The organism is Paraburkholderia nemoris (genome assembly GCF_905221015.1).
GTDB classification, from domain to species: domain Bacteria; phylum Pseudomonadota; class Gammaproteobacteria; order Burkholderiales; family Burkholderiaceae; genus Paraburkholderia; species Paraburkholderia nemoris.
This window is the reverse complement of the sequence record NZ_CAJNBO010000039.1, coordinates 1-24,011: the sequence shown is the minus strand read 5'-3', so window position 1 is coordinate 24,011 and position 24,011 is coordinate 1. Positions and strand designations below refer to the sequence as shown.

General features: G+C 59.1%; 23 protein-coding genes and 2 pseudogenes. 6 read left to right on the top strand and 19 right to left on the bottom strand.

Annotated elements, in window-relative coordinates:
- The first annotated feature begins 2 nt into the window (after positions 1 to 2).
- The gene (locus KHO33_RS36995; RefSeq protein WP_234480851.1) at positions 3 to 1,289 is read left to right on the top strand and encodes an anaerobic sulfatase maturase; all 1,287 of its coding nucleotides are present in this window, start codon (positions 3 to 5) and stop codon (positions 1,287 to 1,289) included.
- A gap of 254 nt (positions 1,290 to 1,543) precedes the next feature.
- Here KHO33_RS36995 and KHO33_RS36990 read toward each other — a convergent pair whose 3' ends face one another.
- Positions 1,544 to 2,725 carry an IS1182 family transposase gene (locus KHO33_RS36990; RefSeq protein WP_268963364.1) on the bottom strand — a complete coding sequence of 394 codons (1,182 nt, stop codon included), beginning with the start codon at positions 2,723 to 2,725 and terminating at the stop codon, positions 1,544 to 1,546.
- A gap of 102 nt (positions 2,726 to 2,827) precedes the next feature.
- Between KHO33_RS36990 and KHO33_RS36985 the strand changes: the two genes are divergently transcribed.
- A complete protein-coding gene (locus tag KHO33_RS36985) occupies positions 2,828 to 3,397 on the top strand; it encodes a hypothetical protein (protein ID WP_200567709.1) in 570 nt (189 codons plus the stop codon).
- Between the two features lie 117 nt (positions 3,398 to 3,514).
- Here the strand turns inward: KHO33_RS36985 and KHO33_RS42720 are convergent, their stop codons facing one another.
- From KHO33_RS42720 to KHO33_RS42380, 9 genes and pseudogenes are all read right to left on the bottom strand, one after another.
- Positions 3,515 to 3,646: a hypothetical protein gene (locus tag KHO33_RS42720; protein WP_267915804.1), complete on the bottom strand. Its 132-nt coding sequence runs from the start codon at positions 3,644 to 3,646 to the stop codon at positions 3,515 to 3,517.
- A 5-nt stretch (positions 3,647 to 3,651) separates the two neighbouring features.
- Positions 3,652 to 3,906, bottom strand: a pseudogene (locus KHO33_RS36980) (transposase); the annotation flags it as partial.
- A gap of 139 nt (positions 3,907 to 4,045) precedes the next feature.
- Positions 4,046 to 4,813 (bottom strand): tetratricopeptide repeat protein, encoded by a 768-nt coding sequence (locus KHO33_RS36975; RefSeq protein WP_234480852.1) that lies wholly within the window; start codon positions 4,811 to 4,813, stop codon positions 4,046 to 4,048.
- A 135-nt stretch (positions 4,814 to 4,948) separates the two neighbouring features.
- The gene (locus KHO33_RS36970) at positions 4,949 to 5,158 is read right to left on the bottom strand and encodes a hypothetical protein (protein WP_200567733.1); all 210 of its coding nucleotides are present in this window, start codon (positions 5,156 to 5,158) and stop codon (positions 4,949 to 4,951) included.
- A gap of 341 nt (positions 5,159 to 5,499) precedes the next feature.
- A complete protein-coding gene (locus KHO33_RS36965; RefSeq protein WP_200567710.1) occupies positions 5,500 to 6,102 on the bottom strand; it encodes a YdcF family protein in 603 nt (200 codons plus the stop codon).
- 246 nt (positions 6,103 to 6,348) lie between these two features.
- A complete protein-coding gene (locus tag KHO33_RS36960; protein ID WP_200567711.1) occupies positions 6,349 to 6,921 on the bottom strand; it encodes a helix-turn-helix domain-containing protein in 573 nt (190 codons plus the stop codon).
- A 230-nt stretch (positions 6,922 to 7,151) separates the two neighbouring features.
- Complete coding sequence (locus KHO33_RS36955) at positions 7,152 to 10,898, bottom strand: DUF748 domain-containing protein (RefSeq protein WP_200567712.1); 3,747 nt, start codon at positions 10,896 to 10,898, stop codon at positions 7,152 to 7,154.
- A gap of 81 nt (positions 10,899 to 10,979) precedes the next feature.
- Positions 10,980 to 11,477, bottom strand: a complete 498-nt coding sequence (locus KHO33_RS36950; protein ID WP_200567713.1) for a septal ring lytic transglycosylase RlpA family protein — start codon at positions 11,475 to 11,477, stop codon at positions 10,980 to 10,982.
- 194 nt (positions 11,478 to 11,671) lie between these two features.
- Positions 11,672 to 12,070: a murein hydrolase activator EnvC family protein gene (locus KHO33_RS42380; RefSeq protein WP_234480854.1), complete on the bottom strand. Its 399-nt coding sequence runs from the start codon at positions 12,068 to 12,070 to the stop codon at positions 11,672 to 11,674.
- Positions 12,071 to 12,637: 567 nt separating this feature from the next.
- Here KHO33_RS42380 and KHO33_RS36940 point away from each other — a divergent pair.
- Positions 12,638 to 13,123: a hypothetical protein gene (locus KHO33_RS36940; RefSeq protein ID WP_200567714.1), complete on the top strand. Its 486-nt coding sequence runs from the start codon at positions 12,638 to 12,640 to the stop codon at positions 13,121 to 13,123.
- A gap of 718 nt (positions 13,124 to 13,841) precedes the next feature.
- Here the strand turns inward: KHO33_RS36940 and KHO33_RS36935 are convergent.
- Positions 13,842 to 15,188, bottom strand: a complete 1,347-nt coding sequence (locus tag KHO33_RS36935; protein ID WP_200567715.1) for an IS4 family transposase — start codon at positions 15,186 to 15,188, stop codon at positions 13,842 to 13,844.
- A gap of 790 nt (positions 15,189 to 15,978) precedes the next feature.
- Here KHO33_RS36935 and KHO33_RS36930 point away from each other — a divergent pair.
- Together KHO33_RS36930 and KHO33_RS36925 are read left to right on the top strand one after the other, a co-directional pair.
- Positions 15,979 to 16,386 (top strand): hypothetical protein, encoded by a 408-nt coding sequence (locus tag KHO33_RS36930; protein ID WP_200567716.1) that lies wholly within the window; start codon positions 15,979 to 15,981, stop codon positions 16,384 to 16,386.
- A 113-nt stretch (positions 16,387 to 16,499) separates the two neighbouring features.
- Positions 16,500 to 16,808, top strand: a pseudogene (locus KHO33_RS36925) (ISKra4 family transposase); the annotation flags it as partial.
- A gap of 204 nt (positions 16,809 to 17,012) precedes the next feature.
- Here KHO33_RS36925 and KHO33_RS36920 read toward each other — a convergent pair.
- Both KHO33_RS36920 and KHO33_RS36915 read right to left on the bottom strand, forming a co-directional pair.
- Positions 17,013 to 17,558 (bottom strand): hypothetical protein, encoded by a 546-nt coding sequence (locus KHO33_RS36920; RefSeq protein ID WP_200567717.1) that lies wholly within the window; start codon positions 17,556 to 17,558, stop codon positions 17,013 to 17,015.
- Positions 17,559 to 17,720: 162 nt separating this feature from the next.
- Complete coding sequence (locus KHO33_RS36915; protein ID WP_200567718.1) at positions 17,721 to 18,047, bottom strand: hypothetical protein; 327 nt, start codon at positions 18,045 to 18,047, stop codon at positions 17,721 to 17,723.
- A 497-nt stretch (positions 18,048 to 18,544) separates the two neighbouring features.
- On the opposite strand from KHO33_RS36915, the gene KHO33_RS36910 reads away from it, so the two are divergent.
- A complete protein-coding gene (locus KHO33_RS36910; RefSeq protein ID WP_200567719.1) occupies positions 18,545 to 19,174 on the top strand; it encodes a hypothetical protein in 630 nt (209 codons plus the stop codon).
- 150 nt (positions 19,175 to 19,324) lie between these two features.
- Here KHO33_RS36910 and KHO33_RS36905 read toward each other — a convergent pair whose 3' ends face one another.
- The 6 genes from KHO33_RS36905 to KHO33_RS36880 form a co-directional block, all read right to left on the bottom strand.
- A complete protein-coding gene (locus KHO33_RS36905; RefSeq protein WP_200567720.1) occupies positions 19,325 to 19,552 on the bottom strand; it encodes a hypothetical protein in 228 nt (75 codons plus the stop codon).
- Positions 19,553 to 20,164: 612 nt separating this feature from the next.
- Positions 20,165 to 20,371 carry a hypothetical protein gene (locus KHO33_RS36900; RefSeq protein WP_200567721.1) on the bottom strand — a complete coding sequence of 69 codons (207 nt, stop codon included), beginning with the start codon at positions 20,369 to 20,371 and terminating at the stop codon, positions 20,165 to 20,167.
- A gap of 202 nt (positions 20,372 to 20,573) precedes the next feature.
- Complete coding sequence (locus tag KHO33_RS36895) at positions 20,574 to 20,768, bottom strand: hypothetical protein (protein ID WP_200567722.1); 195 nt, start codon at positions 20,766 to 20,768, stop codon at positions 20,574 to 20,576.
- A gap of 186 nt (positions 20,769 to 20,954) precedes the next feature.
- Positions 20,955 to 21,596 (bottom strand): hypothetical protein, encoded by a 642-nt coding sequence (locus KHO33_RS36890; RefSeq protein WP_200567723.1) that lies wholly within the window; start codon positions 21,594 to 21,596, stop codon positions 20,955 to 20,957.
- A 174-nt stretch (positions 21,597 to 21,770) separates the two neighbouring features.
- Positions 21,771 to 22,877: an IS5 family transposase gene (locus KHO33_RS36885; RefSeq protein WP_372342400.1), complete on the bottom strand. Its 1,107-nt coding sequence runs from the start codon at positions 22,875 to 22,877 to the stop codon at positions 21,771 to 21,773.
- A gap of 798 nt (positions 22,878 to 23,675) precedes the next feature.
- A partial coding sequence (locus tag KHO33_RS36880) for a YadA C-terminal domain-containing protein (protein ID WP_200567725.1) occupies positions 23,676 to 24,011 on the bottom strand: 336 nt, incomplete at its 5' end.

Genomic DNA, 24,011 nt, shown 5'->3' with positions numbered 1-24,011 from the left:
TCATGCAAGACCACGCCAAGGCCCAGCAGGGCTTCCATTTGATGGCCAAGCCGATCGGCCCCCTGTGCAATCTCGATTGCGGCTATTGCTTCTATCTGGAGAAGGAGCAGCTGTTCCCGCCACGAGAGCGCTTCCGCATGAGCGATGAGGTATTGCGCGCCTATATCACCAGCTATGTCGCGGCACAAACCACGCCGGTGGTCGAGTTCACCTGGCAGGGCGGCGAACCGACCCTCCTCGGCCTCGAATTCTTCGAGCGCGCGGTAAGCTTGCAGCGGGAAATCGGCAGCGACAAGACCATCCGCAACACCTTGCAAACCAACGGCACGCTGCTTGACGACGCGTGGTGCGCTTTTCTCGCGCGCGAAGGGTTCACGGTCGGCATCAGCCTTGATGGTCCGCGAGAAGTGCATGATCTTTATCGGCAGGACAAACGGGGACGCCCGTCATTCGACGACACGCTGCGCGGCTTACGCCTTCTGCTTCAGCATGGCGTGGCGGTGAACGTACTGGTGACCGTCGCGCGAGAGGTGGCGAAGTATCCGCTCGAGATCTATCGCTTTCTGAAAGCCGAAGGCGTGCGCTACATTCAGTTCAACGCCGTGGTGGAACGCGCCCCAAGGGAGCAGGAAATCCGTTTTGGCCTGACCTTCGCGACGCCGCCTGCACTGTCAAGACCCGGACGTGCTGAGACGGACCTGGCAAGCGCGGTGACGACGCACAGCGTCGAGCCCGAGGCTTATGGCGACTTCCTGATCGCCGTATTCGACGAATGGGTGCGCCAGGACGTCGGCAATGTCCACGTGATGAACTTCGAATGGGCGCTGGCGGCCTGGTGCGAACTTCCTGCGAGCGTTTGCCTGTTCGCGCCGCGCTGCGGCAAGGCGGCGATCGTCGAGCATGATGGCAGCATGTATGCCTGCGATCACTTCGTGTACCCTGAATACAAGCTTGGCAACATCCGCACGGATGACGCCGCGGCGATGATTGCGTCGCCGGCGCAGACGGCGTTCGGCGAAGCCAAAGAAAGCACCTTGCCGCAGTATTGCCGGCAATGCAGCTATCGCTTCGCTTGCCACGGCGAATGCCCGAAGAACCGCTTTATTGCAACGCCAGACGGCGAGGCGGGACTCAATTACCTGTGCGCCGGCTACAAGAAGTATTTCCGCCACATCACACAGTACATGAATGCGATGGCCAAGCTGCTGAGCCACGGCCAGCCTGCGGAATTGATCATGCAGGCGTTCAAGGGCCCGCTGTTGGTCAAACTGGCGCGGCACAGAACCTGACGTCCTGTCCGAAGTAGCGGTGGGATCCTCATTTGCGCGTCGCTGGATCATCTGCCTTCCAGCCATTAGTCTCGTTGTTGGCCCAACGCGGTCGGCTATGGCATTGAGCCGACTGACTGAAACTGGCCGAGACTTTGTAAAAACGCGTGGACCGGCTAGCCGGTCGAGCACCTGTGAGGCTGCGTCTTCGCAGTTCCGGGTTACCGGCGCCTGACCTGACTGCGCTGTGCCAGCGAGCACGGTCAGGCGTGAGATTACGCGCCTGCCAGCTTCATCGCTCGTAGTGTCTTTGCGAATCCAAGAATCCTGATGACGCGCTTGAGGTTGTATGCCAGCACATGCAAGCTCATTTCAGTCGAGACGTGCCCAAGCCTGCGCATCTGGAAGTGGGTGGAGCCCATCCAGTGCTTCAGCGTGCCGAACACGTGTTCGACCGTTCGGCGCCGTATTGTCATCGCGTCAGGCTGACGATCCAGTCTGCGTTGCATTCTCTCAAGTACCGCTTCGTGTTCCCACCGGCGAATGCGCCGATAGGGCGCCGGCGTGCACTGCTTTCTGAGCGGACAATGTGGGCAGGCACTGCTCCAGTAGGTCCGCAGTTTCAGCAGATTGGCGCTCTCAAACGAGGTGTACCGGTATATCGCGCGCTGCCCCGCCGGACACAGGTACTGGTCGTCTCGGGCGATGTAAATAAAGTCGGCCCGGTCGAACCGACCGTCGGCCTTTGCACCGGATGTCTGCGATTTGGGCACCAGTGCCGCAATACCCGTGTCGTCGCACGCCTTGATCTCTGGCGCGCTGAAATAACCCCGGTCCGCCAGCGCTTTGATTTTTCTCTTGCCCATCGCATCACGCGCCGCTTTAGCCATCGGGCTCAACTGCGTCCGGTCGCGGCCGACATTCGTGACTTCCTGGGTGACGATGAGATGGTGCCGGGTGTCGACGGCTACCTGGACGTTATAGCCAACCACGCCCGTGCCCTTGGCTTGCGAGATCATCGAACGTGAGTCGGGATCGGTCAGCGAGATCTGCTTTTCCGGCAGATCGTTCAGAAGCTCCGCTGCGCGATCCAGATCGCGCATCTGTTCACGCAGCGTCTTGATCTTCTCCCGTAGGCGTGCAGGCTTCGCTTCTACCTCGGCTGGTTGGGTGCGATCGGCGGTCTCCAGTGCGTCCAGATAACGCTGGATGCTTTTCTCGATCTGCTCCTGACGCCGTGCAATCTTGTTGGGCGTGAAGTTGTTGTCGCGGCTGTTGACCGCCTTGAACTTGCTACCGTCGATGGCCACGATCGCTTGTGTGAACAGCTTCAGGTCCCGGCATATCCTCACGAAGCGACGGCACACGTTGCGGATGCCTTCACCATTACTTCGCCTGAATGAGCGTGAGCACGTAAGTCGATGGGAATTCGGGGCCTTTTGAGCAACTTGCGTGATGTACGCGCAGCCGCGAACCTCGTTCACGTTGCTCAAATTTGTTGACGTCAATGAAGCCACTGTTCGATGCTTCGATCATCTCTCATCCTCACGGACTATTTGATGATCAGTGAAATCGTTGACAACAGGCGGCTCGGTACATTCTTGTCGAGCATCGACGCTGACCTCGCCGCGCGAGCAAAAGCGAAAGGCTGTGCGCACTGTGGCGGCACCTTGCACAGCGCGACCTATGCGCGCAAGCCTCGTGGCTTGCCTGATTCAAGCGAACAGACTGACTGGCGTCGTCATAGCTTTTGCTGCCAGACATGTCGGCGGCGTACTACACCTGCATCAGTTCGATTTCTCGGCCGGCGCTTCTACGCCGGTACTGTCGTGGTCCTGATGCCTGCAATGGACGACGGTGTGACGAACCGGCGAATCGAAGAGCTGCGCCACGTGCTGGGTGTGCATCGTCGGACCCTGCTGCGGTGGCGGCACTGGTGGCGCACCGCGTTTGCCGTAACCCCGTTCTGGTCAGTGGCCCGGAGTAGCCTGGTGCCGCCGCCGAACGTCACCGCCTTGCCAGCTGGCCTGCTCAAACGCTTTGTTGGACCTGACGACACGACAAGGCTCGTTCAGTGCCTGCGGTTCCTCGTCCCGCTTCACTCGCCTTACGGCGATCACAATTGTTGAGGGAATGTCGGCACCCGCAGAAAATGTCGCTTGACTGTTGGAGAAACCTCGGCAACCCTTGCCAGCCCTTCGAATTGACCTTTAAACGCCGCTCCGTTTGGGCATCGTCGCGCTGATTCACGCACCTGTGACGCCGACAATCGCGCTGCCCAATTTCTGATGCCGAACCGCCATCGCCGTCAGTTGGACTTGTTCGGTCGAGCGTCCCTCATTTTCGATGCTCAGAGGCCCATCGATTTTCGTGCTCACGCTCACCGCTCCAGACGACGGCTCGACTGCACACGATTGAGATAACCGTAAATATAGATCTTGAGCAGCACTGCGGGGTGGTAAGAAGGTCGTCCGGTGCTCGCGGGCATGGTTCCTTCGAATCCGAGGGATGCCAGTTCGAGTTCTTCGACGAATGCGTCGACAATCCGCACAGGATTATCTTCAGCGATAAAGTCATCGAGACACTCCGGCAGGAGTGTCGTCTGACTGCGTTCCGCACCTTCGACAAATCGCCCCATCTGCGCCTCTCGTTCCAGCAGGTTGATTTAGTCTAGGTGATCATTCGAGTTTTTACACAGTCTCGGCCGATTTGTGCCTGATCCCCGGCTACAGTTGATGTACTTAATTCGTGGGAAATCCATTGCACAGTAGCGACGTTCAAGAGGCCTGGATACGGCGGTACGCGTTGTAGTGTCGGAGCGCGCCTTGCTTGTCCCCTCGAAGTTCCTTGAGTCTTGCAAGGTTGTAGTGTGCATCCGCGTAGTCTGGCTCAATCGCGAGGCACTTTCCGTAGCCATTCAGCGCATCGTCGGCGCAGTCCAGCTCTTCCAGCGCAACGGCGCGGTTGAAGTGCAGCTGGCAATCGTCCGGGAAGAATTCCAGGGCCCTGTCAAACACTGCCAGCGCTTCTTCGCAGCGTCCCTCTTCATACCGGAGAACGCCCAGGTTGGTGTAAGCGCCATAGTGCGCCACAGGCAGCAACTCCAGGACTCTCCGATAAGCATGCTCGGCCCCCTGCCGGTCCGTGGTGGTCAGTTGCTCACCGAGCTCAAACCACTCTTCGGCCTCGATGTGAGCCTCCTTTGCGCTGCGAGGGGAGCCGTCCAGAAACGCCACGTCACCTTTCAGGGGAGCGACATCAAAGTCGAGCAGCAGCTGGCCCGACTCGGCATCCCATTGGTCGGGACCTAACCGCACGGCGATCGTGTTGCCAACAGCGGTGATTCGAATCCCGGTCAAGGGCAGTTCATCCGGGAGCGAAGCTTTGAGGCGCGTCAACGAGCGCAATATCTTGCGCGAAGGAATGTTGGCCGTCTGGAGCTGATAGGCCGTACGCAGCAGGACAGCATCGTGAAAGCTGAAGCGCAGTTCGTTCCGGGGGCCGCGGGCAGGGGTCACAAAGCCGGCTTCGACCAGGCCGGTCAAAACTCTGCGTGATACACCAAGCAGGGACTGGAGACTGCGCAGAGAGTAATGATGCTCTAAAGCGTGGCTCGTCACTTCCGGGCCCGTATGCGATCGCCACTATCTAGGCCGCCTACCCAGCACTCCCGCCCCCGCTCAGCGGGTTTTTTTCTTGACCACCTTGCGGGCCTCGCGCTCCATCCGACGACGTTCTGCGCGGCTCATGAACGGCGCATGGCGTTCGGGGCCGAAGTTGAACGGTATCAGGAACTCCTTGGCCGTGTCCTTGTAGAACGCAAACTGCGTTTTCGGTCGAAGAATCTCCAGCTCGGCGGAGACGCCAATGGCTTCCTGTACGGTCGGCATGTCCCCTTTGATGCCGAGGCAGTAAGTCGTCAGGTATCGACGCGATCACCTTCCACTGACACTCATGCTCTCCACGGTGCTCGTGAACCATTCGAACTGCCCGTTCACGGACTTCCGGCGAATACCACGGTGACTTCTTCTTGACGTTTTCCATGGCTCCATTCTCTCGAGAGTTGGAGTCTCCGGAAAACCCGGGGCGCTTCACGGCCCAGCCTGCCGGCCAGCCCATAAGGCCGCACGGAGAAAGCCCGTAGCAGCCCGACGATGAGCGCAAGGCCAGGCTGCTTCATGAAGTGTCGTGTGTGTTTGAGCAAGGTGGTGTTTAAACCGGCAGATCCAGGCTAGTGCGACGCGGAAAACAAGCCCAGCAGGAACAGCATGGGCCTGAACGAAATCGGTTCTGAATTCGGATTCAGCGTCAGCCTGATACTGTACACGGCAAATGCCGGCACCTCGCGCCAGATCGAATACAGGTCGCGACCCTGAAATGACCAGGGAAACGCTCCGTACACCTGAGGGATACCTAACCGCTCGAAAGTCAATTGTGCTCTCGCGAGATGGTAATACTGGCTCACCAGCATGACCCGTGAAAGATGGTGTTCCCGCATGTAGTCCACTGCGTGGCGAACCGTTGCCAGCGTGTTGTCCCCCTTGTTGTCGACAATGATGTGGTCAGCGGGCACGCCGCGCACCAACAGATAGCTTCGCATTGCCGATGCTTCGTCAAGCCCAGGGCCGTCGATGCCACCGCTAACAAAGAGCTTCGGGCAGTAGCCAGTCTGATAGCAATGCAGGGCAACATCCAGGCGGGACGCCAGAATCGGCTTTGGCGTTCCATCATCTTCAAGTGCGTTACCGAAGATCACGCCAACATCGGCTTTGTCATAGCGGATGGATATACCGCGCACGCAGATAAGAACAGCGGCCAGCATCCAGACGAGCATGAGGGAAATGCAGATTTTCGATAATCGTGAAGTCAAACGTGCTCCGAAAGAAATACCCCTACGCAACCGATGACGAGCTCAATCTACACGCGCGCCGGCCAGCACCGCATGTTCGAGGCAGTTGTACGCTATTACATGAGATTAACCCCAGCCTTGGCCACGGCAGCCGTGGCTGAGCAGTCATCCTATGAATGGGAAAGCAGGCTGGCTCCAGTCGGATACGAGATCCGCAAGAGCGCCTGCCGGTCAGAACAGTCGTGGGGTCCCCACCCAGACGACGAGGGTTTCGGAGCGAGCCGTGTTGGCCCAGCTATGCGGCACCGTCGACTCGTAGTGCGCGCTGTCGCCCGTTTTCAGCGCGAACGTCTTGTCTTCCAGCGTCAACGCTACGTTCCCGCTGATCACATACAGAAATTCTTCGCCCGCGTGCGTGTTGACCTCGGAGCGCTTCTGGCCGGGCGGCATCTTGAGGAGGATCGCCTCGAGCTGCCGGCCGCCCGTCAGGTTGGTCAGGCGCGCGAACAGGTTCGCGGAACCGACGAAACCGAAAAACTTCAACTGGTCGCCACGGCTGACCGAGCGTTCTTCGCTCGGGGTGTCGACGAAATACTGTACGGTCACGCCAAGAGCACTGGCAATCCCCGCCAGCGACGTGAGGGACGGGGTGGCGAGGCCGCGTTCCACCTGCGACAGGAATGGTTTGGAAATACGCGCCGCTGTGGCTGTGTCATCGAGCGTGCACTTCAGCCGTTGCCTCAACGCCCGTATCTTGCGACCCAGCTCGAGGGCCGGATCTTTGTTTTCAGTTTTCGTGACCATAGCGAGCTGAATCAGCCTGTTAAAATATGTTTGAATCTGGTTAGCATTCCAAACCCTTGACAGGCTTGGCGTTGGCGGAGAAATTGAGATGAGGTATACCGGCGAACGGCAGCGTCGCGCCACCCGAAAGACCAATGATGCGCGCTCGCGGCGTGCTCGCCGTGGAGTGGGCGTACTGATCAAGGGGTATTGACCATGTTCCGATCCCGTAAAAGAGGCGTTACCGCAAGCTACATTCCCAACCCAAAATCCACCCTCGTCGTCGCACCCTTGTCCTTGATACCTTGCGCGTCGAGCTTCGGAGCGACGATGAACAGTCGGCTGCTGTCGATCTTGCCCTCGAAGTATTGCTGCACGCTCTGCGAGCGTCGTTGCGCGAGCTCACGCAAACTGGCGTCGTTGATCGGCGCGTGCTCGGCCAGCGAGCTTTTCATCTCATCGTCGGGCAGCGTCCTGGTCAGGCCCACGAAATTACGCGGCTTCCGGAAGTCGGCGTCTTTATAGGCCTTGGTCAGGTACCTCTCGTACTCTTCCGGATCCACGGTGACCGTGGAGAGATCGACGCTCTCACCATTGCCGACCACGTCCCTGATCTTCTCCTGCCTGACCAGCCGCTCGACATACCGGGTACGCAAGGCCGCCTCGTCGACTGCGGGATCGGCCCGCCCGATGAGGTCGATACGGATCGACGGCTTGTCGGCCAGCGCCTTCGCGATGGTATCGAGCTTCTGGTCGGCGGCATCCGACAATTTCGCGGAACCGGGTTCGAATTCGACATAGCCCATTTCCTCGCCATTGCCGCCGAACGCATTCGCCAGCAGCGAGAACGGCGAGGTTACCGCCTTCTCCAGCAGGTTCAGCACCGCGTGCCAGATCAAACCGCCGATACTGAATTCCGGATTCGACAGCGAGCCCGAGACCGGAATATTGACGTCGATTTCGCCTTTCGTGTTCTGCAGCAGCGAGATCGCAAGACGCACGGGTAGTCTGGTCGCCGTGTCGTTGTCGATGTGATCGCCGAAAGTCAGCTGGTCGATGAATAGGTGATTGTTGGCGCTCAGCTGGTCGTTGTCGAGCTTGTAGCGCAGATCGACGTTGAGCTTGCCCTTCGTGATCGGATAGCCTGCATATTTTGCGGAATACGGCGTGAGGTTGGTCAGCTCGATCTCGTGCGCACTCGCCGTCAGGTCAAGCGCTGGACTGGCGGCCAGCGGACTGACCGTGCCGCGAATCGACAGCGGCCCGTTCGCCTCGAGCCTGCCGGCCACGTCCACTGGCGCGGAGGTGGTCGACTGCGTGCCGAATGCGCCGACCGTCCCCTGAAGTCCGACGAGATGAGCCGTGAAGTTCGGCTTGACGAAGTTGTCGGTGTACGTCACGCGGCCCTGCTGTAGCACCAGTTGACCGAAGTGCACTCTCACCGGGCTCGAGGGTGGTGCGGCGGTCACGATGGCCGACGCGGCCGACGCAGACGCGGGCTTCGGTGCTGCTGCCGTGACAAGCGTCGAGGTTGTTGCAGGCGCCGGCGGCGGCTCGCTCGCCGCACCCGGCGTCAACGGCACCGGCTCAGTCGTGCTCTTGCCGCGTATCAGGGTCTGCGGCGCGACGCTTTCATGCGCGACAACGTCGGTGAGATTCAGCTTGCCCTGCGGATCCAGCAGCACCCGCGCATAGAAGTTCGAGAACGTCACGCGCCCGGCATCGACGTCGGTGCCATGCTGGTCGTAGCTCGCCCTCAGGTTCGTCAGCGCGAGCGCGCCCCATCCGGCGAACGGGTCTGAGGTCGCCTTGTCGAGCATGCGAACATCGACCAATGCGGCGTCGCCGCGGTACGACGCCTTCAGCGACTTCGATGCCTGCGAAACCGCCACATCGCCCTTCATGTTCAGCAACGCGCTCGCAATCGTCGCGTTAAGCTTGCCGCCGAAGTACGGTTCGAACGCCGCCGCGTCGAGCCGCTTCGCATCCACTTTAAGCGCGAGTTTGAGCGGTGTCGTGGTGACGTCGCCGGAGATCCCGAGCGTGCCCTTGCGATTGAGTGTCGCCTGCAGGTCGATCGGCAGCGACTGGCTCAGGTCGTCGCTGATCTGCTGCACCTTCAGTTGGAGCGGTGTGATGTTGAGTTTGACCGGACGCGGCGTCGTGTTGTCGGTGAAGTTGGCCGTCGCGTCTTTCAGGCTCAGTTCGCCGATCCTGTAGTGCCAGGCGGCGCCCTGTTCCTGAGCCTTTTTGACCGCATGGATTGCAGTGCGATGCTGTGCCTCCTGGCGTGGTCCAGCGAGCGCGGCAAGATCGATGCGGCCATCTTTCAGACGCTGCGCATTGATCACGAGCCCCGTCGCATCGACGCCCGTGATCTCTGCATTGCGGCCCGATACGTCAACCTGCCCGACGCCCACCTGGCCCTGCGCCAACGACACAACCGGCTCCCTGGTACCGAGCGCCGCCAGCTTCAGCGATTGCAGATCCAGCTGGCTCTCGCCGACCTTGATCTCCGGCGGCGATTTCGCCCAGCTCGCGCTAAGACTGGTTGTCGCGGAAAGCGACCCGTCGGTCACCTGGACTGCCGTCACGCTGTCGAGATACGGCTGCAACATCGGCAATGACAACGACTTGATGTCGATCTTCGAGTCGGCGCTCTTCGCGACGATGCAAAATGAACCCGCCGCATCGAGCGAGCCCGGGCTGTCCTTGAACGCCGTGCTCACCGTGTAGTGCGCAGGTGTCCTGTTCCGCGTCGAAAAGTCCGACAGAGAGACCGCAAGGCTCTTCAGGCCCAGCGCCACAGGTCGCGCCGCCGCATCGTCCTGAACATTGACGATGCCGTCATTGAGCGCGAAGCGTTTGATCGCCAGATCGAGCGGCGCTGTGGCTTTTGCGGGGCTGACCGCCGCCGGAGCGGGTGCCGCTGCCGGCGTAAAGGTGCGTTCCACGCTCAGCACACCGTCCCTGTCACGCGTCAGATTGACGGTGGGCGTATTGATACGGATCTCGTCGAAGTGATACACGCTCTTCAGCGGTTCAAGCGCCGCCGCCGCGACATGCAGCGCATGCGCCGCGAAGAACGGCTTCCTGTTTTCGTCGAGCACGTCGACATCGGTCAGATCGACGGTTCCGGTCACGCGCAGCGACGGCGCATCGTTGGACTCGATGAAATTGAGCTTGAGGTTCGTCGAGAGATTACCCGACTGCACCGTCACCGGCAGCTTCTCCGGGGCATACGACAAGATTTGCGGCACATCGAGCCCGTCGAAGCGCAGCGACACTTCCGACTCGCGCGAAGCAGCAAACGGCTTGGTCTTGCCGTCGATGGCAAGCGGGCTGCCGTCGATGCGCGCGCGCAGCAGCGGCTCGACAAAGATATCGGTCTTCGAGGGCAGCGTGGCGATAATCGGAATGCCGAGCTTCCAGTGATCGATCACGTGCTTCACGCCGAGCAGGCGATCATCGAAGTTGATCTGGCCGTTTTCGAGCCGGATGTTCGAGATCGAGAACAGCGTCGGCTTGCTGCCGGGTTTGGACGGCTGTTTCGCAAACCTCTCGATCAGATCGGTGAAATTGAAGCGCTGTGCGTCGTAGCGGATGATGTTGAAGCGCGGCGAGTCGAGTTGCACTTCATCGATAATCGGCGCGGCGCGGAACAGCGAACTCCACGATGGTTTCACGATCAGCCGCGCGACATCCACGAAATCGCCCTGGCCGCCGTGCTCGCCGATATGAATGCGGTCCGCCTCGAACCTGAGCGTATAGGGATTGAGCGCGATGCAGCCAATCGTAGCTGGCCTGTCGAGTTGCTGGCTGAGTTGTTGCTCGGCGATGTGGCGAATCAGCGGCGGTGCCGCGAAAAACCCCAGCACACCGAACAACATGAGGGAGATCAGCAGGACGACCACGATACGCCGTGTACGACGCGCCTGCACGATACGGCGTGTGGTTCGCAGGAAGGATTCCAGGATTACTTTATTGAGGCTTGCCATGTTCAGTCAAAATTAGCTCATCGATCGCATGCCCATGCGAAGACGAATCAGGCTGCCGACACCTTGAAGTCCCGGACATCTTCAGCCGCCTGTTTCCACCTCAGTGCACTTGCAGTCAAGTGCTACGCGCTGGCTGTCCTGCTTCCCGACGCTCTCGATCCTGACCCGCATGGTGCCCGTTCGCGACAGGCCGAGCGCCGCTGCCGCGACATACGACAGGTCGATCACGCGACCGCGTGCGTATGGCCCGCGGTCATTGATACGCACTACCACTGAGCGGGCATCCCTAAGGGCAGTCACCCGGACATACGAACCCAACGGCAAGGTCCGGTGTGCCGCTGTCAGCGCGTACATGTCGTACTGTTCTCCGCTCGCGGTCCGACGTCCATGGAAAACCTTCCCATACCAGGATGCCAGTCCCGACTGCCAGAAATGTGCCACGTGCCCATGGTTGTACGGCAGGGGCGGCGTTTCTGCATCCAGTCGGTTTTCCGCACCAGCCACGAGCATGGGCGGCGAGCCCTCTATCAGGCGCGGCGTGACGGGCGCGCTGGTCACCAACTCCTGCCCATTCGACATTGCGTCGCCAGCCCGCTCATCCTGCGGAAGCCGGGCGCATCCAGACAGTATCGCAGCGAACAGCAGGATTCCTGTATGTCGGTAGTCGCGCGACTTTTTCAAAGAAATGTGTTGTGGTTAAGGTTACTTCACGCGGCGACCGTGTGGCAGCGAACGCTCGCGCAACCTTTGATCAAGGCGACGATGGAATCCCATTAGCCGGGCTGTTTCGGGAGAAAGTCCAGCGGATCAACCGGCCTGCCATCGGTCCGTATTTCGAACCTGAGAGATGCAACCGCGCTCGTGTCCGCACCCATTTCCGCGATGGTCTGTCCTCGGGTCACCGCCTCTCCCTCCTTGACCAGCAGCCTGCGGTTATTTCCGTACACGGTCAGGAAATGCGAATCGTGCTTGATGATGATCAGCAGGCCATAAGCCTTGATGCGCCCTCCCGCGTAGACGACACGGCCGGCTTCCGCAGCCTTGACCGGGTCACCCGCGCTACCACCGATCTCGATACCACTGGACCTGCCGGCCACAAATACCGGCGTGACCAGTCCGCGCGCCGGCCATGCGAATCGCGCAGTGTCCGCAGCCTCGATGCCATCGTCCATTCTCGATTTCGGCAAGGCGTCCGCGGACGTGCTTGCCATTGGAGGCGCGACGCGCAGCACCTGCCCGGCGAATACAGGCGCAGGACCCGACAACCGGTTCCAGCTCGCAATTGACTGGGTTGAGCGACGGAACGAGGTCGCGATCCCTGATAGGGTGTCGCCGGGATTGACGCGGTAAAAACCCGCCGCAACGGACGGCGGGGTACTCTCTGTCGTCATGGAGTCCATGTCGCTAACGCCGGAGGGCGATGTTCTCCGCGGCGCGATGGCACAACCGCCAAGCGCTGCCGCCGTAGCGACGCACAGCAGAACTGGCGTGCCAGCCTTACACCACTGACGCACTATCTTCATGAAATGGGCAGGGGAAAATTGTTTAAGTACGGATCGCAGGGCCAGCATTCCCTGAACGCGGAACGTCGGGCAACTGCCCTGTCGGGTAAGCGTCCGGTGGCGTACCGTGCACGATGGAGCAGACTCCGCTTTCAGGCACTGCCACGTCGATCAGGAATTCCAGAATGAGGCATGCTCCGTGCAATGCACGGAGCATGGGCAGACAAACCAGCTTTAATGCACCATATGATCGTCGTGATGCCCATCCGCCATCTGATCACGATGCATCCGGTCGTTACGAGCATCGCGAGGCATGCGCTGGTCATGTTCATGCATGCGCTGGTCGGCTGCTGCACGATGCGCATCGGCTTTGTGATGATCGGAATCCTGCGCGAATGCGCTACCGGCAAACGTCAGGGAAAGGAAAACAAGCGCGACAAGTTTCGATTTCATTCTGGGCTATCTCAGTATGTTGAACTTCAGGAAGATGTCCATTTGTCCATTGACACCTTCCCTGCGTTAACGAACCGCTATGGGCGATCGTTGACACGTTTCATGGAGTTTATATTCTTTAACATTGCGAATTATTTTGAGATACCAAGCATTGCGAGCGAAATTCATGCAACCACGCATCAGTCACAATGCGCGGGGACCGCTTCTGTGGGGGATTTTGACGGAAGCAACTATCTAGGACTTACGAAAAAAGCCGCACTTGCGCGGTGAAACGAATTGTTACGAAATGGCGTAAACCCGTTGCTCTCCGCAATTGACGACCGACCTCATCGCAATGAAAGCACGACTTCATTTATGCCTGAATGGCACTTCACACTATGCCCCGGAGGAATCCCATGTCGTATTTTCCGAAAAGCGCGCTCACTTTGAGCGGCACTATTGCCACTTACGCGCTGATCGTCGGCATCGTCGAAGCAGTGGTTGGCTAACGGACATCGCGCGTGCGTGGGTAATCCGGTTTCAAATGTGTCCGCGAGAATACGACGGGTTCCGCAGATGGACGCTGACAGTCCGCTTGCGCAATTGCATGAAGAGCCGCTATTTTTTGCTTCCCAAGAGAACTATTTTGGGACCCGTCTGATAGGCTGCTCAGGGCTGTGTCGATACACTGGAAGTACGATCACGCACTTCCTCGCGCGACATGACTCTGTTTCCCCCTATGGACTTCTCCTTCGCTATTCAGTCTTTCGCCTGCATGCTGTCGCTGATCTGCATCGTACTTGTGCCTATCGTTATACGGCGCGATCCGGTCCCCGTCATGAGTATTGTCGGAACCGGCCAACTGTCAGACACACGATGGCCCGGTCGGGCCACTCGAATAGGCACCGTCTGCCTGCTTGCGTCGTTTGTCATACTGCTTGCCGAGTGCTATGTGCTGCTTCCCACATGAGTTGACGCCGAGTGTTTCTGCACGGGTAGACGCATCCCCTTATACGGAAGTGTCGTAGCCGTCGCGCAAGATCTGGATGGTGATCACGGCATCCATGACCCGCTGCATACCGATCCACAGCGTCTTCGCGCCCGGTTCACCGTCGCTCTTACGCCCGAGGAATCCGCCTAGTGATGCGATCATCCGTATCATCTGATTCAGCGTTGGTGTCTTTTTCGGGCGTGGCTTTTTTGAGAGTACATGAGCGCCATGTATCTCGTCAGCCGCAAAGAAGAGCGACGCGTCCAACTCCGGACACGTCCTGCCCAGACGCATGAGCCGTGCAATACGCCACGATACGACCATGTACAGCGCGAGTGCCTTCTCGATCCGCTCCATCTGCGACAGTTGCAGCGCCTCAACCCGGCAGGCGTTCTTCAGGACATTGAAGTACATTTCGATCTCCCACCTCGCTCGGTACCAGTCAACGAGTTCGATGAGCGCATCCGCATCAGCCGCTTCGCGGTTGGTCACAAGACGCCAGATAACGGGCTTTCCGCCCGCTGGCGCATCCACCTCGCACGCCTCGACGCAGGTGAGTGTGACACCGGCCCGCCCGGGCAGCGTGATGCGCTGGCTACGCAGTTCCTGCTTCACTTCACGCGCCTTTTGGCCACTGCGTCCCGGCAACACGAAGCTGATATGGCCGAGCACATTACTCGCGTGCACCTTGTCCCACAGCTTTTCTTCATCCTTCAGGGCACGATTGTGCTGGGAGCGGATCAGCCAGTCAGCCGGATTACCCTGTTCCTGCGCACACTGCATGAGCGCGGCGATATCGCTTTCGCGGTCGGCCACGTACACCAGCCGCGTGTCAGGCAGGGCCTGTGCCTGTTCGGCCACGATCTCATAACTTTCAACCCACCGTGTACTTTCCCTGACACCACCACGCCTGCCGTTTGCATCGCGTGGCTCGCGCGCCCACATCCAGGAATTGATGACACCCAGCGGCTCCCGATCCGGTGTCACCGCATAGGTCGCATGAAGATACATGCCCACCTGCGCTTCATAACTGAGCGGGCCGGCCCCCTCGATGTCCTGACCGTTAAAGTTCAGCTCTGTCGTATCGGCAATACACAGCACCACCGGCAACTGCCCCATGCGTGCTGTGGTGCGATCCCAATGCGGCTGCATCATGTCGCGCCAGTCGATGCGCTCATTGCCCAGAAAGCGATAGGCCGCCATCGTCTCGGCCCAGCCTTCGCACGCGCCCGGGATACTGGCCGTCGGACGGCTGGCAAACCGCTTGACCAGCTCCTTCGCGCGCCGGTCTCGCCGCGGATCACCCAGATCCAGCGTTTCGAATTCCTCGTCCGCCCATGCCCCCGCGTCGTCCTGGATCTTCATGCCGAAAATCCGAGAGTAAACGCGAAATTCGCATTGTTAACAACCCCCCTCTGTCTGCTTTGCTATTCCTCTCCTAACGTCAACTTGTGTATAACCACATGGGGTAGACGGCCAGCGCAACAGTCCCCGTGCATCAGCAGGCTGCGCGGCTCACCAGGTATCGCCGCTTCAGCTGCGCAGGGGTTGCGCTCGCATCCGGCAGGTCTGTTAAGGTTGCTGTCTTTTATTGGCGTGTCCGAAATATCGGTTCTAGAATCACAAAGGAGTAGTCCCCCGCCACCATCCTATATTTTTGTCAGTTGCAACCCGCGCTTCGCGCGTCACTTCCCTGACGCGTTTTTTGCGCGGGTTTCGGTAGTCCGGTTTCATGGCCTGTTCTCAAGGATAGGAATGATCCGTTCGTTTTCCGCAACCAGCAGTATCAGACTTGTCCGATTGCATGCCCGACAGATTGTCTGCAACATCAAACCCGTGTTGAACAAGGTCATTCCCCTTCTGAGCCGAGTTCGTCACGGCCCATGCAATACCCCTTCGCGCGTCCGTTTCTGGGCGCGTTTTTTTGCTTGCCTGAAAGAACGTTTCCAACCTGTCTGCTTTCTGCCGGAATCACGTACTGCTGAGACCGGCTTTCCCTTGTCAACTTGGAGAACGTCATGCATGCGCATCGGGATCTGACCGACGATCAGTGGGGGCCGCGTTGAAACCCTGTTCCAAGCCTTGCGTCTGCGCAAAGATCGGCACGGCCGGACCGGGCACAACACGCGTGACGTACTGAACGGCGTACTGTGGGTTGCCCGCCCGCTATCCCGAGTACCGCACCTGCCATCACCGCTTCAAGAACTGGTATGCATCCGGGGTGCTGCGCGTGGTGTCGTGGGAACTGTTCGGCATCGAGGCGTTATCATATTTGATGACATCACCATGCGCATGCGGCCGCAGGGAACCGTTGCTGCGGCCGGGTTGCCGCTTCGGCCGCAGCGACACTGCCAGCCCGGTCCGGCAGATCCAGACCGCGTTCGTTCATGAGCCGGATTTCCATCGTCCGCTGGTGCAGCACTTCCTCGTAGTCGAGTCCTGTTCCCCGCATTCGTGTTTGAGCGTCAAGAGCGCCGCGGCCATGTCCATCACCGCCCCAGCCTTTTCCTTGGTCGGGTCGATCCGGCCGCGCGCCACACCCATCCATGAACAGCGCGCATAGGCCGAGCGCGCCTCAAGATACGCCGGCGCACCTGATGGCAATGCCAGTTCACCCCAGTCCATCGGTGCCCATAGCCACCACGCGCCGTAGAACGGCGACGCGAAGCAAACAAGAAGAAACTGGAGAAGGCAGTACGGGAATTCCGCACCTATATCAGGGCCAACCAAGCGTTCATTCCGAATTACGGCGACCGCTACCGGCACGATGAGCCGATTTCCCCGGCGTTTGTCGAGTCGACTGTGAACTATGTGGTCAGCAAGCGCTTTGTGAAAAAGCAGCAGATGCGTTGGACCCAGCGCGGCGCGCATCTGCTGCTGCAAACCCGCGTGCAGGTCCTGAACGATGATCTGCGGAAAACCTTCGTTCGCTGGTTTCCCGGGATGAGACCGGAAGAACCTGCGGCGCTAAAGGAGGCGGCATAGACCTTTCAGCCCCCCCCGAAGTGACGCGCTCTCGCTCGTCCGTACCATGCATGATTCCTTCTCAGACTATCGCAACTGATCGCGAGCACCCTCATTTCCGGTCTCGTTCACCCTTTGGGTCCGCCCGTTGACTGCACTATGTCGGACCCAATCGAAACCTGCAACCAGTTGTCTCGATGTGTTACCGGATGTGCGGGCCGAGAGTTATTTTCTGTTGCCGATGCCTACCACATCGGCAATCGGCACAAAGTGCCACTGGGCAAACTCGGGATCGAAGAGCGCAATCTGGTTGCATGACGAGGGGAACCCTGGCGTCAGCATCATCGATCGCAGTGCATGGTCAATTACTTCCGCCACGCTCCGATCGCTCCAGTTGCGGAACGCACCGATCGTTTCGCGCCACGCGAACAGGCCCGCACGCTCATACAGCCAGTCAACCGCCCTGATCGACTCTTCGTCCACCTCGAACGAAAGAGGAATGCGAATTCCTTGGTGTAGCGTTCGGATGTACCGGTGCGGCTCGAGCCTGGGCCGCACCAGAATCTTGCCGTCACACGCGGACCAACCCAGATGCAGGCAGGCAATTAGCTCCTGGCGCGACGCGCGGAGGAAGCGTTCCCGGCCGATCTCCGACGCGGATACGGCGTGATAGGCTTGTCCGAGCCTAGTGAAATGTGCGACCTCGATGAGCGCGTCGAATGGTGAAAGAAAGCACAGGACGGCCCGGCCCCTCGGGGTGCTTTCGGTCACGATGGCGATCCGTTCAGGCCCGCGCTGGCGAACAAGTCCATAGGTTTGCGGCGCAGTGAAGAAGCGTGACTCATTGTCGTCGTGGTGGATGTGTCCAGATGCCAGGATGACCTCCCTTTTTGTGGTGGCGTGCTCGCACCGTTGCTGGTGTCGACGGGGGCGTCAGTCATTGATAGCGGGGGCAGTCAGTTCCGCGAATGCAGCCGCGCGCGATACGATCGCCTTGCCCAACCGGTACAAGGTCATCCAGCGACCCAGGCAGGCCTTCTTCCGGATATCCAGAGCGCCGAGATCGACCAGTTCTTTGACTGCACGCGTCAACTCTGGCTGCGAGAGGCCCGACTCCTGTGCGGCCGCATATGCCGAAAAAGATCTGTAGGACCATGTATCCAACACCCTCGTGAGCACGAGCGCCAGCGTGAATGCCCCGTCGCTGACTCCCATGCGGCTCAGTTCCGTCACGAACGCCTGGTGCAGCGGTAACATCATTCGCCAGCGCCTGCCCAGATATTCAACGTTAAGTTGTCCTGTGTTCATTTTTAGGTAAAAAACTGTTAGCTTCTCTGTGCTTACTTCGCTCGGCGGTGTCCGAGCCTAGAAATGATACCGCCACCATCGTGCCGACCAGTACTCCGGCCAGCGCGTCCCCAATGGCACCGCTCTTTCCGACGAGCGTTTCACCGACAGTAGCCCCCATGAACAGGCAAATACCTATTGCACAAAAGTGAAATGGCTCGAATCGCACCAAGCATCCTTTTTAAGGCAAAGTTCATTTCGGTATTCAAAATTGCGTGGTGAGCTTGAGACCCACCGCCACCCGCGTGGTCGAAAAAGCCTTTCCGCGGTACCTCCGTCCCTTACGTGGTTCGATCAGCGTGAACGCGTCTTAAGTACTTGCGTCGCTTCTGTTCAGCGAGCGAGCACGCCGTTCTGCTAGAAGCAATGGAATCAATGAAGCTGCTTCGGGGCACGTAAGCAGCCGGCTCGTGAAAGAACATGCGGTTCGGAAGCGTCTGCTCCGTGTGAAATGCCTGCGGATTGGTCTGGATAAGCTGGGCGAGCAGTTGCCCGATCGCGTCGATGCCGTCGACCGACGCATCACGCAGGACCTAGCATTCCTGTTGAGTGAGATACATGTTGGAAATGTTGTTGAGAAATTCGTGCTGTATGTGGTAGCGCTTGTGGTCAGAGCTGGGGCATTACCTCGAATCCGAGCGTTAAACGCGCGATCGGAAACCCGATGGCTTATAGAGCGACGTGCCCGCGAAGAGGTCATGGCGAAGCCGTCAATGCGCGCTGGGACGCTGCGGCGCACGCCAATCACCGCGCCGGCCAGTTGCGTCCTTTATGTTGCTGTTGCCGTACGAAATCCCCCTGCCGGTTGGGGCCAGACTGGACTTCGTTTCTTCGTGGAAATGGCGGCTCTCGCTCGCGCCCTGCGTGGTCGCAATAGTCAGGGGCAAGGTCATCCTGCGACCCAGAAAGGCTTTTTTCTCAACATCGAGCGAGCCAAGATCAACAAGCTCTTCGACGGCACGCGCCAACTCGGGCAGTGGCAGACCCGAGTCCTGTTCGGCTGTAAACGGCGAAAAGGCCTTGTAGGTGTGGGTAGGTAACAGGAACAGGAACAGGACTTTCCATATCGTTAGACCCCCGGTCACGTGGTGGAATACAGGGACAACGCAGTTACAGTGAACGCAACCGTCGGTTCAGTCGGCGTGCGCGACGTGCCAGCGATCTGGCTACACGGGTTGACGCCGGAATGGTCATGCGGCGAGTTGCTGGATGGTGTAGGCAATCCGTGCATAAACCCCGATGCCCCTTAGTGTGGCCGCACTCTTCGTGAAATACGAAACAGGGCTGCCCCAGGTAATGAGGTCGCGCAGGCAAGGCCGGTCAGGTTGCGGTTCACCGGCGTCCGTGACGTCAGCATGGGCTGGCAGATGGTCCCGGCTGCGCAAGCGGGAAATGTCGAGAAGATAAGAGGGGCTCATGCCAGTTCTCCGTAAAGATGCAGCGGTGCTGCGAATCAGGCATCAGGATAAGTTCGTGGTCGCACCAAATAAATAAGACGGATCCTATTTTAAGTGTGGCAGTCGGTCGATCAAAGGCTCGTGCCGGTGCGACACCTGCCCGCAGCCGCGCATTTGGTTGCCGAGGTGACGCAGCCGCCGGACAGCGACGATGCGGCGATGGACAACGCTGCGCCGTGAATATTCGCAATTGCATCTTCATGTCATTGAGGTGTAACGGGGTGCGAAAATATGAGAGCAAGAATGCTACGAAGAAACGCCTAGGCGAACAACAACACGCCCGGCAGGCTCGCGATGACCATTACGGGTGTCCAGCGAAACAGAGAGGCCTGTGCTGGGCGCGCGCATCGCGCTCAGCACAGGCCTCTCAACTGGGTCGTTCAGATCGTCGGTTCCTGCGCTACATTCTGGTTCCTGTATGCTGCCCTTTTCAACCTAGGCATCAGGTGACGCGGGCCGATTTGCCAGTTCGGCGCAGCCGGACAGTCCGACCAGAATTGCGCGTAGCCAGCGCCGCGATGGGGGAATCGTCTTTTGTTGCTTTGTCTGACATTGCTAAACAGGTGAAGTGATTTACAGATTGCTGATGCCATAGGCTGCCCCGATTTCCATCGGCCCATGATCGCGTTTCCACTGCTCCACTAATTGAGCGCGGCATATTGTTGACGAGAACAGGAATTTGTTCAGCGACAAGAGGAAGTCCTGCTGATCTGGCTTATCCAGACTGGCAAAGACTAGAAGCGCGTGGGGCACAAGGAAACTATTGTTCTTTGTTTTCACAGGTAACTCTCCATTCAATCGTTCTCAAACGACGACCTGTTCGGTCCGAATCCGGATTGGTGTGCGCGGGTCGGCGGCTATCTGGGCCTCGTATGGGAACATCGGGCACGAAACGCCACAGGTCACCTGTGGCAGCACCAGATAGCACCCGGCAAGCAGGGCACAACAAACGACGCCAACAAACACACTGCACCGACCCGTGTCAGTACGCCAAGCCATGACGTGTGGGCAGCACATCAATCTGGACGGCACCTCTGATGGGTGCCGGATCCCGCCGCATCTCGATCGGCACGAGTGCGATGCTGACCAGCCGCTTCATGACAGCGAAAAACAGAAGAGCAAGCGAGCAGCACATGACAAAAAATCTGGTCGAATCACATGAGAAAACCGTGTCCATTTAATCATCGTAACGATACGCACGCGTGGACTCCATCGGACAGGTCCGAAAACATCGCGCCGTGTTAAAGAAGCGTGTCACGCGTTGGATGAGCGGCCTGTGCCCGGCTCACGTTAACGTGGCGAGCGGGCAATTCATCTGGTCGCCGCATACGGCAGCGGGCTGGTGGGTCAGGTGCGCTCATCGTCAGTCGTCGGGGCTGATGCTGATATCGATCCGGTAAAGGGTGTACTTATTTGGCGCGGGGGCACAGTAATCCCAGCACCGGAAACTGAAACGCATCGCGTATCTGTGCGACACCACCAGTTTCAATGTGTTTCCCCGCCGAACCTCTGGCATGCTTGCCTGCCTAAGCTCGGACAGGCCTGCCGCAGACGTGATGTCGAACCACGACGGCGCGCGCTCGTCGGATCGCCCGCCTGGCTCCCAACCTGCTTTTCTGAATTCGGTCTGGAGCTGGTTCACCAGGACGACGGCGTCATCGAACGGTAGCGCCTCAAACATGGGTGACGTGGTGATGGTTGCAACCCGTCCGTCACGCCAGGTAATTTGCGCGAACTTCGTAGGCGGAAGCGTAAAGCCGTTGACGGAGTCGTTGAACACGATGACGAGCGTGGGCGCATCGACATCCGTCGCTCCAGAACCTTTGCCGGGCAGAACGGCGTGTTTACTGACGGGAAAGGTCGATCCTGCGACCACGTCCTCATACGTTTCGCCAGGCCGGACGGACAGTGTGGTCGCCGGCACGAGGTAGTCGCGATTGATACACGCGACCGCCGCGAGAATGACGACGGCGACGACGACCGCACACAGGTAGAGAAGATTCATCGGAGACCGCTGCCTAGCAGGCTGTTGAAAAGCGCCCCGTCATGAGGACCGAAGCTATGTTCAGGAGGCTTGCGCGTGCGATTTCCCGCTGAATTACCGGTTCGCCGCGCAATCTGCGCGGGGCATGCGCACGCATGCAGCCCTTGTGGCGCGCAGTCTTCGCGCCGTAGCGGCTCATCGCGTCGCTCCTTGCGGCACCACACCTGGCATTCGGGCCATGCGGGTCAGATTGCTCGCAACCATCGTCAGTTTGAAGTGCTGGTCGACGCGCTTGATACCGCGATAGACGGTCTGCCGGATCCGTCCGATGGTCTTGCCCCAGCCGAAATGCTCTTCGATTCGTTTGCGGATGATCTGGCTAATCCGGTAGCCCGCATGCCGCGAAGTGCGACCGTCGATTGCGCTGCCGCCCCAACGCTCATCGTTGCGCGCGACATGCGGTGTCACGTTGCGAGCGCGGCAATCGTTCACGAAGTCGCGGGTGTCATACGCCTTGTCGGCGCCAACTGTCTTCGCATGAGCGCCTGGCACGCAATCGAGCAATTGCAACGCGCTGGCCCGCTCGGCGAAACCATCCGCGTGACTAACCACGGCGCCGACCACCAGCCCCGAGCGATTCTCCATCAGGATGTGCCCGTGGTAGCACAGGATGGCCGGGCTCTTGTGGCTCTTCTTGAACAATCGCGCCTCCGGATCAGTAGTCGACTCGTGCGTGGCATTGCTACGTCGCTCGCCTTTCCAGTCAGTGTCGGCGTTGCGGCCACCGCCGGCTGGCGGACCATCGTCCGGGCCGTCCTTGCGGCGGAAGCTCTTGTGACTGGCCCACGCCTGAATCAGCGTGCCGTCCACCGAGAAATGGTCTCTCGACAGCAAGCCCCGTTTGTCCGCCAGGCTCATGACTTCGGTGAAGAACGCTTCCACGACTTCATGCTCCAGCAACCGGTCGCGGTTCTTCGAGAACACCGAGTGGTCCCACACGGCGTCCTCAATCGCCAGCCCGACGAACCAGCGGAACAGCAGGTTGTAGCGCATCTGCTCCATGAGCATGCGCTCGCTGCGCACCGAGTAGAACACCTGCAACAGCAGCGCCCGCATCAGCTTCTCAGGCGCAATCGAGGCACGGCCGGTGTCCGCGTAGATGACGCTGAACAGCCCGTTGAGCCGTTTCAACGCATCATTCACCAGCAACCGGATCGGTCGCAACGGGTGATCTGCCGGGACGAAGTCCTCCAGCTTGACCGTCGTGAACAGGGGCTCCTGCATCTCATCCATTCCGCGCATCGCATCCGCTGCCAAAGATCATGAACACGATATCCATAACGCCTGTCCCTCAAACCCCGTTTACACGGGATCCAAATTCAACAGCCTGCTAGGGAACATTCCCGTGATGCGAGCGAGCTTGCTGTTGTTCGGAATGTTCATCGTATAAAGCCTTGCCCGATTCCTGTGTCGTAGTGTGCTGACAGCGGGTACGCGAAACTTATAACTTGGCAGAATGGATATTTGGCAGGTCCACGGGCAAGGGGGCAGCTTCGCAAGCCTGCCACGCGAGAATCACCACCGGGCTGCGACCGATGACCGAGTCAAAGCTGCACGTCCTAGCGCCTGCGTAGGCGAAGGTTCCCGTTAATAAACTACCGATATGAAGCTTCGCATCATCGACCAGGAATCCCGGCCAGACTCCTGTGTATTACCTTAAATCCAGATCATCAGCGGTATATTCGATCCAGCAGAAGAGCCTCGTTGTCCTGCCACTGACACTTGGCACACGCTGCACCAGACCGACAGTAAGGATTGCGCGCCCGGTATCAGCTTGGCATGGAGGGCAATATAAAAAGACACGGTCCGCCGTCGCCGGCGAGACCGTGAAATATCAACTTCCGACAGGCCGTATCTGCATGGTGTATCTGCCGCGACCAGCTACTAGAACTCATAACCGACCTGAGCGCGCACGCCTACATCGCCAGTCGACGCGACAGACACGGCACTGCGTGTACGTTGCAATAAGTCCGAACGGAAAATTGAGAAAGTGGACGATTTTGAAGAGAGGCAGATGCCTCTCTTCGCCTACTTCCTTTACTACCACTGATATGAAGCACCCACGCCAACTGTGGTACCACTAGCGCTCACGCCCGCACCGAACTTAACCTTGATGTTTTCGGTGACACGAGCAGTTCCGCCGAGTGCGACCGCCTGATATCCCTTATAGTTCGCAGAGCCAATGCCGAACGACAACGTTTTGCCTTGGTCAACGTCAGGAATCATCGTCAACGCCGTTGCAGCTGCGACACCGGAGTAAGCGGCCTTCGCGACGTCGTTGATCTGATTCTGTACGCCGGCAATCTGCTGATTGGTGTAGCTGTTAGCCTGCTGTACGCCCTGTGCAACCGAACTGTTCAGCTGGCCAACGTTGAC